This is a genomic window from Lactococcus sp. S64 (assembly GCF_016516525.1).
Lineage (GTDB): Bacteria > Bacillota > Bacilli > Lactobacillales > Streptococcaceae > Lactococcus > Lactococcus lactis.
In genome coordinates this window covers 1-14,566 of the sequence record NZ_JACVUQ010000017.1, presented here as the reverse complement: position 1 = coordinate 14,566, position 14,566 = coordinate 1, and the positions used below count along the sequence as shown (strand labels likewise).

The 14,566-nt window shown below is 40.0% G+C and carries 12 protein-coding genes; all 12 read left to right on the top strand.

Going from position 1 to position 14,566, the window contains the following annotated elements; translation table 11 throughout:
- Positions 1 to 608, top strand: a 608-nt coding sequence (locus IAE51_RS11555; protein ID WP_200095578.1) for a glycosyltransferase, incomplete at its 5' end; no start/stop codon positions are given.
- A complete protein-coding gene (locus IAE51_RS11550; protein WP_200095576.1) occupies positions 598 to 1,917 on the top strand; it encodes a hypothetical protein in 1,320 nt (439 codons plus the stop codon). The genes IAE51_RS11555 and IAE51_RS11550, both read left to right, overlap by 11 nt.
- A gap of 45 nt (positions 1,918 to 1,962) precedes the next feature.
- Positions 1,963 to 2,169: a hypothetical protein gene (locus IAE51_RS11545; protein ID WP_200095574.1), complete on the top strand. Its 207-nt coding sequence runs from the start codon at positions 1,963 to 1,965 to the stop codon at positions 2,167 to 2,169.
- Positions 2,170 to 2,190: 21 nt separating this feature from the next.
- The gene (gene secA2, locus IAE51_RS11540) at positions 2,191 to 4,560 is read left to right on the top strand and encodes an accessory Sec system translocase SecA2 (protein ID WP_200095572.1); all 2,370 of its coding nucleotides are present in this window, start codon (positions 2,191 to 2,193) and stop codon (positions 4,558 to 4,560) included.
- A 23-nt stretch (positions 4,561 to 4,583) separates the two neighbouring features.
- Entirely contained in the window at positions 4,584 to 5,810 is a 1,227-nt protein-coding gene (locus IAE51_RS11535) for a preprotein translocase subunit SecY (protein WP_200095571.1), read from the top strand.
- Positions 5,810 to 7,393 (top strand): accessory Sec system protein Asp1, encoded by a 1,584-nt coding sequence (gene asp1, locus IAE51_RS11530; RefSeq protein ID WP_200095570.1) that lies wholly within the window; start codon positions 5,810 to 5,812, stop codon positions 7,391 to 7,393. Before IAE51_RS11535 ends, asp1 begins: the two co-directional genes overlap by 1 nt.
- Positions 7,390 to 8,988, top strand: a complete 1,599-nt coding sequence (asp2, locus tag IAE51_RS11525; protein ID WP_262384365.1) for an accessory Sec system protein Asp2 — start codon at positions 7,390 to 7,392, stop codon at positions 8,986 to 8,988. Before asp1 ends, asp2 begins: the two co-directional genes overlap by 4 nt.
- A complete protein-coding gene (gene asp3, locus IAE51_RS11520) occupies positions 8,981 to 9,778 on the top strand; it encodes an accessory Sec system protein Asp3 (RefSeq protein ID WP_200095569.1) in 798 nt (265 codons plus the stop codon). Before asp2 ends, asp3 begins: the two co-directional genes overlap by 8 nt.
- On the top strand, positions 9,759 to 10,838 hold the full coding sequence (locus tag IAE51_RS11515) for a beta-1,6-galactofuranosyltransferase (RefSeq protein WP_200095568.1): 1,080 nt from the start codon (positions 9,759 to 9,761) through the stop codon (positions 10,836 to 10,838). Before asp3 ends, IAE51_RS11515 begins: the two co-directional genes overlap by 20 nt.
- A 145-nt stretch (positions 10,839 to 10,983) precedes the next feature.
- Positions 10,984 to 11,901 carry a beta-1,6-galactofuranosyltransferase gene (locus tag IAE51_RS11510; RefSeq protein ID WP_233611075.1) on the top strand — a complete coding sequence of 306 codons (918 nt, stop codon included), beginning with the start codon at positions 10,984 to 10,986 and terminating at the stop codon, positions 11,899 to 11,901.
- A gap of 322 nt (positions 11,902 to 12,223) precedes the next feature.
- Positions 12,224 to 12,436: a DapH/DapD/GlmU-related protein gene (locus IAE51_RS12455; RefSeq protein WP_200095566.1), complete on the top strand. Its 213-nt coding sequence runs from the start codon at positions 12,224 to 12,226 to the stop codon at positions 12,434 to 12,436.
- 28 nt (positions 12,437 to 12,464) lie between these two features.
- Positions 12,465 to 14,566 (top strand): MucBP domain-containing protein (locus IAE51_RS12370; RefSeq protein ID WP_200095564.1); only part of this gene is annotated, 2,102 nt, incomplete at its 3' end.

Sequence of the window (14,566 nt, the reverse complement as noted above, 5' to 3'; positions counted from 1 at the left end):
AGACCATTCCAGTTGGCTATATCAATGAGATTAGTCGAAAAAGAAGCTATCACCCTTATCGCTTGATTACGGCGAGTCGTCTAGCAACAGAGAAACATCTTGACCTTTTAATCAAGGCGGTAGTAGATGCAAAAGATAGCGTTCCTGATTTAACCTTAGATATTTACGGGGAGGGGGGCGAGCGAAGTAAATTAGAAGCCCTCATTCAGAAATATGACGCGAGTCACTTTATCAAGCTTTGTGGGCATCAAGACTTAAGCCAAGTCTATCCAGACTATAGTGGTTATATTTCAGCTTCTACTTCAGAAGGCTTTGGGCTCTCACTCCTTGAAGCCTTAGGTGCAGGTCTTCCACTAATTGGGGTAGATGTGGAGTATGGAAATCGTGAGTTTATTGAAACGGGTGAGAACGGAATTCGTTTTAAACGAACACCTTTAAAGGACATGCCTGAGCAACTGGTGAAAGCAATCATTAGCTTCTATGAACAACAGTTGGATAAAAAAGGACGGGTGGTCTCTAAACAAAAAGCCAAAGCTTACCTCAAAGCTAATGTTGCGAAACGTTGGCAAGATTTATTAGAAAAAAGGAACGGACTTAATGAAAATTAATATTTTTGATCGCTACAATGAGAATACCAAAAAGTTAATACACTCTTTAGCTACGGCAGGTAAGGAGGCTAAAAGTTTATTCGTGCATTATGACGGGGAACTTCCCAAAGGAGGGCTGAGCCCTTACTCTTTTTTCACTAAAATTCCAGACGAATCAGAGGAACAAGGGCTCTTTTTTGACCAAGTCATTATCCCGAAATTCTATGCGATTCGTCATCTTGACGGCGGGTCTGCCGCGATTGAATTTCTTCAAAGACGAGTAGGTCTGATTCATTATCGGAAAGAAGGCTATCGTTTGGTTCAAACGGTGGAGTGGTTCTCTAAGGAGGACTCGAAGACGATCGTTAAAAGAGATGTATATAATCTCGCGGGGCATCATTATGCGTCGACTTATTTTAGTGCAAAGGGACCTTATCAAACCGATTATTATAACTTGCAAGGGAAGGTTATTGTGAGTGAAGATCTAGTCCATCGAGGAATTCAATTGAATGAACCCTCGAAGGTTCATCATTTTGAAAATGTGACTCAATTTTTCCTTTATTTCATGAAAGTGGCAGACATTGAGCCTTCTGAAATTTATATTAATTCCTTATCTTATCCATTATTTATCAGTCGAGCACTAAATATCGGAAGACAAACGACCTTATTTTGGCAAGAGGCGATGGGGCAAGAAGTTCCTGGTAACATGAAAAATGAACTGGAAAAAGCAGTGACCTTGAAGCGAATTATCTTTGAGGATAAAAACCAATTAAACCAAGTAGAATCAAGCTTTCCAACGACTTCCATTGCCTTAGGCTATCTTTCTGCGATCGGTGAGTTTAAGCGATCTAATCACTATCGTCCCCAAGCCTTTATCCTCACAAACAGTGATAATATCTATGGCTTACAGGATATTTTGGAGAATTTTCCAGACCTTCAACTTACAGTGGCGGCTTATACCAATATGAGTACCAAGTTGCTCCATTTGGAAGAAGAATACCCCAACATTCAATTGATTCCTTCAATTAATGAAGAGATGTTGCAAGATGAATTGGAAAAGGCAGATATTTACTTAGACATTAATCGTGGCCTAAAGGTGGGGGAGATTTTGAAATGGGCTTATGAACAAAACATGCTCATTTTCTCTTATAAAGAAGTGGCACAAGCTGAAGCTCATGGATTAGTTTTTGAAGAAATTCGTGATCTGTGTAACCACCTCTCTTATCTTTTAACGGATCGAACGAATTGGCAGAAATTACTCACAAAAATGGTTGAGAAGAATGGGCCTCTATCTACGATTCAAGACTATCAGAACTTGCTAGATGCTTAACGCTCTAAGCAAAAATCTCAAAAAGATAAAATTGGAAAGGTTTAAATGATGCGAAAACATTTTCTAAAAGAAAAAATAGAGGCCGGGTTTGAAGATGAGAGAGAATTATTAGAACATGAGCCTGAAAAAAAGGCGAAGTTACCCGCCTTATCTTATGTCAGACCCGTCTTTTTTACGATTTTATTGACGGTGACCTTAGTTGCTTTGGCAATCAATGGGTGGACGGCAATAAAATTTTTCATGACACATTAGAAGCTAGGTTAAAATACAAAAATGTTGAAAATGCGGAAATATCAAAGGTTAGTCAAAAAAATTCATCAATTATTGCCCACCTATCGTGCAATGACTGATGAAACCTTACAAAATCAAACTGAGGTGCTTCAATCAATGCTTTCGCAAGGAAAGCCTTTGGTTGAACTCTTGCCTCAAGCTTTTGCGGTGATTATTGAAGCTGACAAGCGAGTGCTTGGGTTAGAGCCCTACGACGTACAAGTTTTAGGAGGCCTTGCGCTTTTCTTTGGGAATATTGCGGAGATTAAAACGGGGGAAGGAAAGACGCTGGTCGCCACACTCCCACTTTATGCGAGAGCTTTAGAAGGAAAAAAAGGAAATTTTTTAATCACAGCGAATGAATATTTGGCTGAACGTGATGGAAAAGAAATGGGACGCGTTTTTGAGTGGTTAGGATTAAGCGTAGGAATTGGGGTTGGAGATGAAGAGCAAGATATAGAAGGTAAACGCCGACTCTATCACTCTGATATTATTTATACGACTCACTCAAAATTAGGTTTTGATTACTTGTTTGATAACTTAGGCTCGAGTTTATCAGACCAAGTCATTTCTAAATTCAATTTTGCGATTATTGATGAAATTGATGCCATTCTATTAGATGGGGCTCAAACGGCTTTGGTTATTTCAGGGAGCCCTAAAGTTCAGTCAAACTATTATCAAATTTGTGATTGGTTTATTAAGAGTCTCGCTCCGGAAGACTATGAATATAGCGAGGATAAACGCCGTGTTTGGTTGACAGAGCGTGGTTTGGAAAAACTTAAGACTTACTTTGATATAGAGGATGTTTATGGCGAAAAATATAAGGATTTTTACCGACATATTGTTTTGGCTCTCCAAGCGAATGCTTTGAAAAAAAGAGGGAAAGATTATGTGGTGATTGATGGGAAAGTCTTGTTATTAGATGTTGTCAATGGACGAACGATGCCTGGTGTTAAACTTCAAGGCGGGATTCACCAAGCGATTGAGAGTAAAGAGGGTGTTGAAGTCAGCAAGGAAAGTAAGACTTTAGGAACAATCAGTTATCAGAGTTTATTTAAAAAGTTCGTTCGACTTTCTGGAATGACAGGAACAGCCAAAACAGATGAAAAAGAGTTTATGGAAACCTATCATTTGCAGGTGGTTGAAATTCCGACGAATGTCCCGACTCAACGCAAAGACAAAGCTGACCAAATTTATGTGACGAATCAAACGAAGATTGAAGCTTCTATAGAAGCCGTCAGAGAAGGAATCGGTGAGGAACGCCCAATACTTATTGAAACGGGTTCCGTTTCAATGTCAGATTTATATTCTCTTGTTCTTTTGGAAAATAAGATTCCTCATAATTTATTAAACGCTAGAACAGCAGCTCGTGAGCAACAAATTATTAGTGGGGCAGGGCGAGCTGGCGCAGTAACGCTTGCCACCTCAATGGCCGGCCGTGGGACGGATATCAAACTCACTTCTGAAGCTAAAGCCAATGGCGGACTAAAAGTCATTGGAACAGAGCGGATGAATAATAAGCGAATTGATAATCAGTTGAGGGGACGAGCTGGGCGTCAAGGCGAGCCAGGAGAAGCCGTTTTTTATGTTTCCCTTGAAGATAAAGTGATTATTGAAAACGCCCCTCACTGGGTTAGAAAAAGAAGATATTCTCTCTTGCATCAAATTTCAAAAGGCAGAAGGGGTTCAACAGATCCTGTTCAAAGTAAACGTCTTAATAGAGTGATGGATAGAGCACAGAAAAAATTAGGAAACGCAGAAGTTCAATCACGCAAAAATACCTTAGCATTTGACACCATCTTGAGTGATCAGCGCAGTCGAATTTATGAGGCTCGAAACAAAGTAATGGCGGAGAATGAAGCCTATTTTGAGAAAATTATCGAAAAAGCGCTCCATCATGTCATTTACACTTTCATTTATCAATCTGATGATCTATCTGTCCATACCCTCTCTGACTTTATTTTTAATCACCTTAAAAGTGATTATCCATTAAAAGAAATTGAAGCTCACATTGATTCTACAAGTTCTAAATCAGTGATGTATGATTATCTATTTGACCTTGCCCAAACCTTAATTACTCAATCGCTCCATCGTTTTAAGGATCCAGTACAATTGCGTTATTTTAAAAAGGTCATCATTCTAAGAGCAATTGATCAGGCATGGGTTAATCAACTTGATTATCTCCAACAATTAAAAAATATGGTAAATGGTCGAGGAATGGCACAACATAAACCTTTAAATGAATTTGGACGTGAAGCACGCCGCCGTTTTTTTGAAATGGAAGATGAGATCTACCTTGGCGTTTTTAGAAGTCTTGCCTTGTCCGAATTAAAAATGAAAGAAGATGGGACGATTGAACTTGAATTTCCTTAAGATGAGGATAAAGAAAGAAAACTATGAAGCAATATAATGAATTAATCAAAAAAGGGTGTTTTACCCTGATCATGTTACTCTTTTTCTATATTGGTCAAGGGATTCCAGTTCCTGGTTATTCGGCCAATTTTAGACTGCCTGGGGGAGATTTTTCGCTTGAGAAGATGTTGTCTTTGACGACAGGCGGCTTGTTTTCCAGCCCGACACTTCTTGCTTTGGGGATGGGCCCTTATATGACGGTTTCTATTTTACTTTCGGTAGGATTATTTGCGAATCGGGAGGTTGCTTCACAAATTTCTCAAGAGATGCGAGGGCGTTTAGAAATTATTGGGATTTTTATTATGGCCCTTTTACAGAGTATTCCTTTAGCTTTTAATTTAAGAAATTCAGTAATCTCTAAGATGAATTTTTTATCTCCTTTTGCCGTCTTTTGCTTCACCATTTTATGCTTTGTGGTGGGGGCGCTACTTATTTCGTGGCTGGCAAGCTTGAATGTCATTTATGGACTAGGTGGTCCTTTTATCCTGATTTTACCAGGTATTATGAAAGGAATCACCGGAAGCTTGGTCGCAAATTATAATAGTGTGTTGATTCACCTTGAACGTTTACTTCCGCTTATCCTTGCCACAATTGTATTTGTGGGGGTTACCGTTGCGATTTATTTTGCGGAATATCGTTTTGATGTGCAGCGAATAGGAATTGATCAATATTCTAAGGAAGGTTATCTCGCGTTTCGACTTTTAATTGCAGGTTCAATGCCTTTAATGTTCGCGACGACTTTGATGTATTTTCCCGCTTATCTGATGCAACTCTTTCATTACCGAAATGAGTTCGTTTTAGGGCTCTTCAATGTGAGACAATTCAGTGGTATCTTGACTTATGGTCTGATTCTCTACTTATTAGGGATTTTATTTTCTTTTGTTAACATCATGCCCGATCAAATTGCCAAAGATTTGAAAGAGTCAGGAGATTATATTGTAGGTGTCACACCGGGAGAGGCGACTAAAAAATACATCAGCAAGCGGGTTTGGGGTATTTCTTTAATTGGAAGTTTATTTCTTCCGCTTATTGTTACGATTCCTTTATTCGTTGGTTTAGTCACAGCACACCCCTCTATTTCTAATCTTTCCAACTATTTTGCCATGATTTTTGTCTTGGTGGTCATCTATGACAACTTACAACAAGATGTCAAATTCCTTCTTTACAAAAACAACTATGAATTATTCGGAACCAATCGGAGGACTTTTTAATGCTTTATTTTTTGACAGATTGGTCATCTGAGCCCCCTCAGCTTGAATCAAATATTTTGTTTAATATCAACACCATTTTTCAGGAAGGGGGATTTGAAACAAAACTTATCAATACTCACTTCTCACCCTTCTTAAATTATTACATGAATAGATTTGAGAGTTATGATTCTGATCATTTCATTTCACTTATGGATATAGTGACTGATCGGTTTGCTCTAAATTACGCTCCGCTTACCCTAAATGATCTGGACTTTCCAAAGGATTGGGAGCGGACCTACACGCGAGGAAGTGTTCTACTATCAAAAGAAGAAGTAATCAAAGCAGAAGTTTATTTTAATTCCTTTGGTTTTGTGTCACAAGTCCATTATCCAGCTCCTTTAGGCAAGGAAGTCCAGGTATATTCTGAAAAGGGAATTCTCTTAACTCAATCTTCTTTTGATGCTTCGGGAGAAGCAATTGAACAACGGATTTATGACGAGGGGGGGCAATTGATTTTAACCCAATGGGGAGGAATCGTATTTATTGAGGCGACCTATCAAAAACGCTTTAAGAAAAAAACTTATGACTCTTTCAAGGAAGTCTGTATGGAATTGCTTCACCTTGCGTTGGTGAACTTTAATCCTAAAGAAGACCGTCTTGTCGTTGATGGAACAAACGATTGGGTGATGTCACTTATTGAAGAGATAGAATTTCCTAGGTCAGTGGTGTACATTTTCTCAGGATCGATTGAACTTGGCTTTCCACAGGTGGAAGAACATTTGAGATTGATTGAAAATGGGAAAGCAATGATTACTGATAATCTTCGTTTTCAAGCGGCGATTGAGAAAGGAAAAAGAGCCCTCCAAAGTGAGCTTCACTTTATGCCTCTTTATCCCACAACCCTAAGTTTAGGAGAGAGTAATAATTTTTTAGAAGGGACTGTCTACTGGCAAATTGAAGCCTTTGAATCCCAAACAAGTGCTCTTTTTGAAAAATTTTTAGAGATGAAGTTAACGACTCGTGAGCTCTGTTTAACGCTTGAGAGTGAGAAAGCAACTGATGAAACCAAAGTTGAAACCCAGTTAAGCCATTTTATCACTAAAAATTTTGAAATTAGTTTGAGTTCTTCTGAATATGGCTTGGTCAAACAATATTATGAAGCCCTTGAAAATGAAGAAATGACGCCTGGTTTACGTGACTTGTTTCAAGCGAACAAACGAGAAAACCCGATGTTTAGCCATGTGATTGACGCCTATATGTTTTATACAGACATTTCATTTAAAAAAAGTGGTAGCGTTGAAGCTTTAAAATCGGATCTTCAAAAGGTGAGAGTGTTTATTGACCACCGGCAAAAATACAACTTTTTAAGTCACTCGTTAGCAGTCAGTGCTGGGATTCCCATCCTATCAAAAACGCCTTCTCCTTATTTAGTGCATGGGAAAAATGGCCTTCTTTATGAAGAGGATAAGGACTTAGTAAAAGCCGTTCGTGCTTATTTGACAGATCCAGACCTTTGGAACCAAAGCTTGGTCGAGAGTGTTGAGGTAATCGAAAATAATAGCGCTGAAGGACTGATTGAAAAATGGAAGGAGGTCTTAAAGTGAGTGAACCATCAAAAAAACTTTTCCAGATTGGGGGAGCACGTTTGCCAAAGCTTTCGGAGTTAGTAGAAGCTTATGATTATCATCCGCTTGAAATCAGTGAAGGGCTCAAAGGGGAGTTGCTTCAATTACAAGCACTGGAAAAAGATGAGATCAACAATTCAACAGATTTGTTTTTACTTCGGAAAGAGGCAATGTTTCAGCTGGAAACCATTGATTTAATTCGCTTACCCAGCCATCAAGTCTTTTATGAGACTTTAGAGGGAGCAAGTGAAGCTGAAATTAGTATTCTTAAGTTAAAAGGCGCTCAACTCGTCAATTTAACAGATCAAGGTGAGGGTTTCAGTCAATTTATCAACCAGAATTATGTGAAACCTTGGGGGACGAGTCTTGATCATCGTCGGGTCGAAATTCACCCTGATTTTGAGGGGACTGTTACTAAAAAAGGATCTAGTAAAATTGTCCTTGAAGGAATATTTGGCTTAGATGATTATCAACAAGTTCTGGTCTGGAAAAATAATTGGGGGGGCTCTGGTCGGGTTAAATTTTATCCCGAAATTAGTGCTTCGGAATCTGTTTCTTATTACTTTCGCGCTTATTATAAAAACGGCACAACCCATTCGGGAATCATCACCCATGATTTTTCCGCAGAACAAATCAGGGCTGGAGAAGTTTTTTTTGACTTGGGCTTCTCAGAATTTCCAGTCAATTTTGGACTTTTTGTCAAAGGTCAAGGGAAGGTTCAAGTTGGAGCACTTCATTTGCGATATGGTTTATCTGGGGAAAACTTTTTAGCAATGGGTGGTAAGCGATTGGTTCAAAAAGGACATATGGGAGAAGAGTTAGGCGTTTACTTCAATGCTGGTGACCTTAAACCTCCGCTTAATGTCTATTTCTCAGGATTTCGTCCTTCTGAAGGGTACGAAGGCCGCTGGATGATGGGAAGCTTAGGTTCCCCGTTTCTGCTGGTGTATGATCCTCGGCTGGTTGGGGGGGCATTCTATCGAGGTCCCGAATTAGAAGAAGCTTTAGTCAAAGAGATACAAGAAAAATTGGATTTATTAGGCTTTAGCAATAAGGAACTTGTATTGTCTGGGCTCTCAATGGGAACCTATGCTTCATTTTATTATGGGGCACAACTAGAACCTCATGCGATTGTAGTAGGGAAACCTCTTGCCAATATCGGAGGGTTAGCTGTCCACTCAAGAATTTTCTCACCTTATGATTGGGATCTTGCGATGGATACGCTTATCCATTTAACGGGTACGTTGACAAAGAAAAGTGCGACAGCTTTAGATGAAGCTTTTTGGAAAAAATTTGAAAGTGCAGATTTCTCTGAGACGACCTTTATCATTGCTCATATGTTGCAAGATACCGATCTTCCTTTTAAACGAATCTTTAATCATTTGAAGCAAAATTATCCGAGTGCTAAAGTCTTACATAAAGGGTTGGAGGGGCGACATAATGATGATACACCTGGTGTGACGAGTTGGTTTTATAAACAATATCAACAGCTTCTCATTTCTGATTTTGCTCGTCAATTGATCATTGATGAAGAAGCGTCGCCTATTAATTTAGAAGGAGAAAATGATGAGTGAGCTTTACCTTATGCGTTGGCCCCAAAATTTATCAGCAGTCTATGTCAATGGCGCTACGATTCGGTATTCTAAAGATCAATCTGTTTACTATGCCAATGAAGTTTTGTCTCCTGGTCAGATTATCTGTACCTGGGCGTCTGCGACAGATTATCTGGTAAGTGGTAATTCGCCTTCGCTCCCTCTTCTAAAAATAAATAGAACTTATGAATTAAGTCTTCGGTTAAAAGCAGATAATGACCTACCTGTCCAAGTCCAAATTGATTTTTTGGATGGCCACAAGGAGATTCTTGATTCCTATCGTGGGACTGACCCTCGCTTGGTGTTTACTGTTCCTAAAGGAATGGTTTCTTATGAAGTACGTCTGGTTAATTTGAAACATGAGTGGCTTCACTTTGAATTTATTACCATTGGGGAAATTGGAGCGGTGGAAAGAATTTTTGAGGCCACATCTAGAAAACACTATGACTGGGTTCATGTTCGCCCCCTTAGAGGATCAAATCAGAAAACGGTCCAATTGATTGTCAATCAAGGCCCTAGAAGTATCTTACCCCTTTCATTAGATGAACGGTGTGATATGGAACAAATTTTTATTACTACCGATGGGCAAGCCATTGAGCCCTTAATTCAATCCTTGGCTCATACTTTACGGAATAAACCTGAGGCTCAGCTTAGTCTGGAGGCCGGTTTGGGTTATTACCACTTACCCAGTGAATTTATAGTTAAGTTCAAAGCGGGTTTGGAACAAATTCAAAAATTAGGAGGAAAAAATAATGACGAATTGGATCACTGAAGTTCAAGATAATGACTACGTGTCGAAACGAGCATCAGGCATTATTGCCAACCAAATGGCTGCGGATTCCATTGAAACAGTTGGTTTTCGAAAGCTGCATTATCCAAGAATGTTTAGTGCAAAATTGCGAGAAGTTGGCAAGGAGGCGAGATGGGAGTATTTGGAAGCCTTGTTAAGCTGTGTCTTGCCAGGGGATACCGTGATTGTCCAGTACCCCTTGTGGACCAATAATACAGAATTTGAACTTGAATTTATTAACTATTTGAAGAACGTTAGACATGCGAAAATCGTAGCCATGGTCTGGGATATTGTCTCTTGGCTTCAAGATAATCGTGAGCGCGACTATACAAAAGATGCCTCTTTATGGATGCTTAATAAATATGATCTTGTCATTGCCGCTAATCCTAAAATGGGGAAACGCTTACGGGAAGAAGGAGGAGTCACGACTCCGATGATTCCTATGCATCTCACAGACTTTATTTACAGTGGTCCATTAGTTCCAAAGCAGTATAAAAAGGAGCTTTACTATGTGGCGACGGGAATCGATCCAGCCATGATCGAGGAGGTCCCTTCTGATTTACGGATCAATTTCATTGGTCCTAACAACCAGGTTAAAGATTTTCCAGACCATGTTTCTCTTTTAGGTCCAATGGAGAGTAATGATATCCCTTCAAAATTGGATGGTGGCTTTGGGCTTTTGTATTATCCCCAAAAAGGGGGCTATAAAGGGATGCATCGGTATGGGGAATATAATAATCCGATGAAACTCTCATTATATTTAGCCTCAGGCTTACCTGTTGTTTGCTTGTCAAATACGGCTCATGCAAAATGGATTAAAGCACAGGGGGTTGGCGTTGTTATTGATAATTTGGAAGATCTTGGAGAAGCGATCAATGGAGTGAGTGAGGAAACTTACTACCAAATGCTTGACAATCTCAAGCCATGGCAACGTGCAGTAACGTCAGGTTTTTTTGCCAAAGGTGCAGCAATCGAAGCGGTTCGTGTGCTTAATCTTGGTTTTACAGATACTTTGATTCATCAGGAGGGAAACAATGACTAATTGGATTACACGACTCAATGCCACAAACTATCAGCAGCAATATGATGCCATCCAAATTGTAAGTAAAAACGTCGCCCATTCAGCTCAAACGCTCGGTTTTCAAGAGTTGAATATTACCGGTTATCCAAATATTAGTGATCAGGCAATGAGACGTCACCATATCCGGGAAGCCGTATTGGGGGTGATTCAGCCAGGGGATCTCGTTGTTGTACAATTTCCGATGTGGACTCATTTAAATTTTCAAGCGGAGTTTTTCGACACCATCAAGGGCATTGAAGGCGTTCGAATGGTTGCTTTGATTCATGATATTCCGACTTGGATGTTTACCAAGGGCGAAGAAGAGTATGATCGAGCCAATGATTTCTGGTTGAATCAGCTCAAAAAATTTGACCTATTAATTGTCGCCAACGAAAAAGGGGCCCACAAATTACAAGATGATGGCGTTCATGTACCCATGATTCCGATGCAATTTTGGGATTATTTCTATCAAGGGCCAAGGCAAGAAAAACAATTTAAAAAACAACTTTATTACGTGGGTGGACGAGACATTATTGATACGACTTATCGCGCAGCCACTCCCCTTTATATTTATGATCGTCATGTGGAAAAGAAGGTCTTGGAAAGCGGAAGTGTGACTTGGTTAGGACGCCAACCAAGTGATGAAATTGTCTCTCGGCTTGATGGTGGATTTGGTGTGGTTGTGACAGAGAATCTTATCGAAAAATCGAATATGAATTTTGTTTATTATAACCAATTCAATAACCCGACCAAGTTGTCTATGTATTTGGCAGCAGGCCTGCCTGTCATTGTCTCTAGTAAAACCTATCATGCCTCGCTTGTTAAAGCGCATGGGATAGGTCTTGTCGTGGATGATTTGAATGAGATTGATCAGATTTTTTCTTCTATGACTGCGGCAGATTATCAAAAGCTTGTGGATAATGTTAAGCCATGGCAAGAGGCAATTTCAAACGGGTTCTTTATTCAACGGGCTTTGTTTGCGATGCTTCGGGCCTTAGAATTAGGGTTTAGCGATGACTTGATTAAAGAAAAAGGGGTTGAGTGATTGGCTTGAAAGGAGGTGATAAAAGATGCCCATTCGAGATGAGCAAACGCGTAAGAAAAAGCGAGAACAATTAAGATTACTTAACGAAAGCAGCTATGATCGTGAAGCAATCATTGCGAGCGAGCGAGCAATGCTTGAGATCAAGACGGAAGGGACGGTTTATATCGATATTCCTTTCCAATTTGATTTTGGTACTAATCTTCATTTTTCAGGCAATTTTTATGCGAATACTGATTGTCTCTTCTTGGATACCGGAGACATCAATTTTGGAAAGAATGTTAAGTTAGGCCCACGGGTCCAGATTTACACGGTAAACCATCCAGTGGATCCAACCGAACGGCTGGAAAAGGGACTTGCGATTGCTTCTCCTGTTACGATAGGGGATAATGTTTGGATTGGCGGTGGGAGCATCATTAATCCAGGAGTGGTCATTGGCTCGAATACGGTGATTGGTTCTGGAAGTGTGGTGACTCGATCACTCCCACCTAATGTGTTGGCGGCTGGTGTCCCAGCCAAAGTGATTCGAGAAATTTAAAGGAACAAAAGAAAGGTCAGAAAAATTAATGTCCAGAAAAAATAACATTAAGAAAATGTTAAACTCCGATAAGCATGAACGCTACCGCTCTTACAAGCGTAAAAAAACGTGGATGTATGCGACAATTACGGGGATTGCGAGTGTTTTAGGAGGTGGCGCGATTGCGGTACCGATTGTCAAAGCGGAAACGGCAAGCACAGGAGATAGTCAGGCGAAAGAAGTCGACAGTACGAGTCAACTTTTAGTCAACCAGAAGAGTACTACTATTCCGGCAACCTTGGGAGCGCTTCAAGAAACTCACATTGATGGTGCTGACTATGGTGCCAATTTTACATCTAATGGATCTGCGAGTATAGCAGGTGATACAGCTACTCTTACACCAGATGCGACTGGACTTGCTGGAAATACCATTTTAAATACTAAAGTTAACATGATGAAAACCTTTGATTTGAAGGGAAAAGTCAATCTTGGAGATAAATCTCAAAAAAATGGCGGAGCAGATGGAGTTTCATTTGTTTTTCAACCAGGAGATACTAATATAATCGGTAATACTGGTGGAGCGATGGGGTTTGGAGGAATTGAAGGTGCTTTTGGTTTCAAACTTGATACTTTCTTCAATGCAAGAGGGATGTCTGGATACACACCTGATCCGGAACAATTTGGTCCTGAACATGGAAATGGCGTAGCTTTTGGAGCTTTCGTAGATGGGACAAGCGGTACTGCCAATACAATTTCAGATGGCGCTCAACAAATTTCAGAGCCCTCTAATAATGAGTTTAAAGATATAGATATATCTTATGATGGAACGAATATGACCATTAACTACGATGGTCATACTTGGAGCCGAGATATTAGCTCGCTTTTAAATGGTTCTAAGGCGATGTCTTTCGCGGTAGTTGCATCAACAGGAACACATACAAACCTCCAACAGTTTCAATTGACCAGCTTTGATTATACGGTCGCACAAGGAACAGTTATCGCTCACTATATAGATGAGTCAGGAAATCCGATAGCTGATGATGTCATCCAATCTGGAGATTTAGGTAAACCATGGAGCACGGAACAAAAAGAAATCTCCAACTATACTTTTAAGGAAGTACAAGATAATGCTTCCACTACTGGGGTTTACACAGTTAATGATCAGGAAGTGACTTATGTTTATACCTTTGGTAGTTCAGATTCAGAAAGTGATAGTACAAGTGACTCAATTTCCGACAGTGATTCTACAAGCGATAGTATGAGTGACTCAGTTTCCGATAGTGATTCTGACAGTAATAGCGCAAGTGATTCTACAAGTGATAGTATGAGTGATTCTACAAGTGATAGTATGAGTGACTCTACAAGCGATAGTGCAAGTGATTCACAGTCCGACAGTGACTATCCATCAAATTCAGATAGCGATTCAACATCTGATAGTGTGAGTGATTCAGTTTCCGATAGTGACTCTTTAAGCGATTCAGATAGCGGCTCTACGAGTGATAGTGTGAGTGATTCGGTTTCTGATAGTGACTCTTTAAGCGATTCAGATAGCGGCTCTACGAGCGATAGTACGAGTGACTCGGTTTCCGATAGTGACTCTTTAAGCGATTCAGATAGCGGCTCTACGAGCGATAGTACGAGTGATTCGGTTTCCGATAGTGACTCTTTAAGCGATTCAGACAGCGGCTCTACGAGTGATAGTACGAGTGACTCGGTTTCCGATAGTGACTCATTAAGTGACTCAGATTCCATATCTGATAGTGAATCTACGAGTGATAGTACGAGCGATTCCGTTTCGGATAGTGACTCACTAAGTGACTCGGATTCCATATCTGATAGTGAATCTACAAGTGATAGTACAAGCGATTCCATTTCAGATAGTGAATCTACAAGTGATAGTACGAGCGATTCCGTTTCGGACAGCGACTCACTAAGTGACTCAGATTCCATATCTGATAGTGAATCTACGAGTGATAGTACAAGCGATTCCATTTCGGATAGCGACTCATTAAGTGACTCAGATTCCATATCTGATAGTGAGTCTACGAGTGATAGTACGAGTGATTCACATTCCGATTCAATTTCCGATAGTGATTCCATCAGTGATTCTGATTCATTATCAGATTCCACAAGTGATTCCGTATCAGACTC

What these genes read in the sequence shown, in the direction of transcription:
- IAE51_RS11550 (WP_200095576.1), top strand. Translation starts at nt 598, where the DNA reads ATGAAAATTAATATTTTTGATCGCTACAATGAGAATACCAAAAAGTTA.
- IAE51_RS11545 (WP_200095574.1), top strand. Translation starts at nt 1,963, where the DNA reads ATGATGCGAAAACATTTTCTAAAAGAAAAAATAGAGGCCGGGTTTGAA.
- secA2 (WP_200095572.1), top strand. Translation starts at nt 2,191, where the DNA reads ATGTTGAAAATGCGGAAATATCAAAGGTTAGTCAAAAAAATTCATCAA.
- IAE51_RS11535 (WP_200095571.1), top strand. Translation starts at nt 4,584, where the DNA reads ATGAAGCAATATAATGAATTAATCAAAAAAGGGTGTTTTACCCTGATC.
- asp1 (WP_200095570.1), top strand. Translation starts at nt 5,810, where the DNA reads ATGCTTTATTTTTTGACAGATTGGTCATCTGAGCCCCCTCAGCTTGAA.
- asp3 (WP_200095569.1), top strand. Translation starts at nt 8,981, where the DNA reads ATGAGTGAGCTTTACCTTATGCGTTGGCCCCAAAATTTATCAGCAGTC.
- IAE51_RS11515 (WP_200095568.1), top strand. Translation starts at nt 9,759, where the DNA reads ATGACGAATTGGATCACTGAAGTTCAAGATAATGACTACGTGTCGAAA.
- IAE51_RS11510 (WP_233611075.1), top strand. Translation starts at nt 10,984, where the DNA reads ATGAGACGTCACCATATCCGGGAAGCCGTATTGGGGGTGATTCAGCCA.